The organism is Priestia sp. P5_B4 (genome assembly GCF_056400385.1).
Window position 1 is genome coordinate 1 of record NZ_JBFULJ010000445.1, and the last position, 3,107, is coordinate 3,107.

At 40.4% G+C, this 3,107-nt stretch carries 2 protein-coding genes and 1 pseudogene; all 3 read right to left on the minus strand.

The window, feature by feature from the left end; translation table 11 throughout:
- Positions 1–348 (minus strand): annotated as a pseudogene (locus tag AC1DRF_RS21015) (NAD-dependent malic enzyme); the annotation flags it as partial.
- 240 nt (positions 349–588) lie between these two features.
- Positions 589–2,040, minus strand: a complete 1,452-nt coding sequence (locus AC1DRF_RS21020) for a M20 family metallopeptidase (protein ID WP_477741599.1) — start codon at positions 2,038–2,040, stop codon at positions 589–591.
- Positions 2,041–2,065: 25 nt separating this feature from the next.
- The coding region (locus AC1DRF_RS21025) for an MFS transporter (RefSeq protein ID WP_477741600.1) at positions 2,066–3,107 on the minus strand (1,042 nt) is incomplete at its 5' end.

Here is a 3,107-nt window from a genome sequence, read left to right on the forward strand (position 1 = left end):
GTATTCTTGGATGGATTGACCTACAGTAGGCGTGTAAATAATGGGAAGCATTTCACTTAAATGGTCGGTTAATAAACGATAAAATAAGACGACGTTCCGGTTATGTAGATCATTCAACGAATTATTTTTTTGAAGATCATTCGGCGCTTTTTTGAACTGCTCATATGCTCTTTTTACCTGTTCTTCTAACGTTAAAACCGTTGGAGGAAGAAGTCCCTGCAGATGAAGCTCTTCTCTCTCTTCTTCAGTAAAAGCAGAACCTTTATTTAAATACGAAGTGGATAAAACTGATTTTCCTTTTAGTGAAGTTGAAATTGACCCATCTTTTTCTATTTTATATGCTCTCATGCTTTTTTACCTCTTTTCCTAAACAATTAGATAGGGTTAGGTTCAGCAAAGAGATATATTTTTAACCATTTATTTTTAATGAAAACAAAAAAGAGATTGAGCCATAACTACATCAATCCAATCTAAAGACGAACAAACGGGATAAATGAAACCTGTGTTCAACCTAACAATAAAAAAATCCGAACGATTCATCGTTCGGATCTTCCTTATACGAAAATACATTTTTCCCCGCCTCGTTTTTTATACCACGCTATAGTCTTCCTGCTCACTTTCTGAGTAATTAGGTGGCTGTATATGTGAAGGCACAAGACATTCATAGCTTTTCCCTTCTAGCCTATCCTCCAGCTCTTGTTTGGCTTGACTAATCAGCTCTTGATTTTCTATCATTTCAATCACTGTAGCCGCGATGGCTTTTCCAGCCAATAACATCGCATCGTGGGCATACTCCGTTTTCCCTTGAGCAACAGCTTGCCATGTATGAAACGGCGTAGCATAAGCCCACGTTGCAGTCACGCACTGTGCAGTGGGAACATTCCAGCTAACGTCTGCGACATCAGTTGATCCTGTCATGAAGGAAACATTTTTAGACATAGGAGCAATTTGGTTGAAGACTGGATGATCCGCTAAAGCTCTGGCTAGCAGTGAACCCACTTGTTTTTTTGCTGYTTCTTTATCTTCGGCGGATGTAGACTGGTAAATAGCTTTGGCAAAAGCTATTTCTTCATGTTTCACTTCAGCCAAATTTATCTGCATCATTTGCTTATGCATCAGCTCCTCCATTGTTTCATTCGGAATTAGATTAGCGCAGGCTCCTTGAATTTCCTGTTCCATTTGTGTTTCAGTCATTAAAGCCGCTCCCTTTGCAATTTTCACAACGCGTTCATAAAGTTCTTTTACTTGAGATGGCTTCGGAGCACGAATTAAGTACATCACTTCCGCTTCTGCTTGAACAACATTAGGAGAGATGCCTCCGCTGTTTGTAATGGCATAGTGTACGCGCGCTTCATCTATCATATGTTCACGCATATAATTTACACCAATATTCATCAACTCTACAGCGTMTAAAGCGCTTCTGCCAAGATGAGGACTAGCAGCTGCATGACTGCTTCTTCCTTTAAATTTAAAAGCTGCTTGCATAACCGCATTCGATGACGTATGCATAACACCATTAACGGTAGCGGGATGCCATGAAAACGCGACGTCTACATCTTGAAAAAATCCTTCTCGTACCATATACGTCTTTCCGTAACCACTTTCTTCAGCTGGACATCCATAGTATCGAACGGTCCCCGGAACATTTTTTTCTTTTAAATATTCTTTGACAGCAAGTGCAGCTGCTAGTGAGCCTACGCCAAGTAGGTTGTGTCCACACCCATGGCCATTTCCGTTTTTTTTGACCGGATCTGCTACTGCACACTTATCTTTTTGACTGAGCCCGGTAAGCGCATCGTATTCACCGAGAATAGCGATGATCGGATAACCGTTCCCGTAACTTCCAATAAAACCTGTTTCAAGGTTGGCAATATGTGTACGAAGCGTAAACTCTTCTTTTTCTAACATGTCGCAAATCAGCTGTGCCGACTTATACTCTTCAAACCTCGTTTCTGCATATTCCCATATTTGATCACTGATTTGAGTTAGCTCGTTTCGCTTTTTTTCAATAAGTTGTTCGACTTCTTTAATAATATCCATGAGACACTCTCCTTTTTCTTCATTATTATTTAACAGCATTTTGTGCGTCCACTACCACTTTTGCAGGTCGAATCGCAAACAACGAAATAGCACAGACAAGAGCGCAGATAATTAATAAAGCAAATGCTGCATTATACGACCCGCCAAACGATTGTACTAAAAAGCCAATGAGCATCGGTGTTAATACGCCGGCTGCTTGAGCTCCTGTATTGATAAAACCATTTGCTGAACCGACCACTGATTCAGGCAGCATTTTTAAAGGAGCTGAAGCGATTAAAATCACATTAAACGAAAACAGCAAAGTGACTGCACTTTGAAAAACGATAAACATGCCTACGCTAGGTGAAATGGCCATGAAGCAAAGAAAAATACCCATCAGTAAACCAAACACCGCCGCTATCGTCTTGTCTTTTCCGTCCGGAAGCTTGTCTAAAACAAAGCCGCTAACAAACATTCCTATAATGCCTACAAATGCTGGGATAGCGGAAAGAAAACCGATGTCCGTTAAATTCAGATGTCTTACTTCGGCTAAATATGTAGGCATCCACGACATGAGCCCCCAGTTAATGGCGTAGATACTGAAGTATGCAATAAATAAATTCCAAATCATCGGAGTTTTGATAATTTCTTTTAATGTCATCTGCTTAGCAGGAATAGCAGAAGTCTCTGTTTTTTCTCTCTGCTGCTTTTCTTTTAGTAAAAAAACAAACAAAACTGTAATAACGAGTCCGATGGCTCCTATGATATAAAAGATACTTCTCCAGCTTATCGTTTGCATCAGCTGCGTCGCTAGAATTGGTGTAACCACGCCCATAATCGTACCTGACGATAACAAAAAGGACATGGCTCTACTGCGTTCTTGCTGAGGAAACCACCCTGCAATTCCTTTTGATGCAGATGGAAAATAACTTCCTTCCCCTAAACCAAATAAAAAGCGAATGATAATAATAGAAGCAAAAGACCAAGCCATTCCGGTAAAAACCGTAAACAAAGACCATAAAAGCACGGCGATTGTAATGACTTTTTTAAATCCAAAGCGGTCTGCTAGCCACCCCCCAGGTATTTGC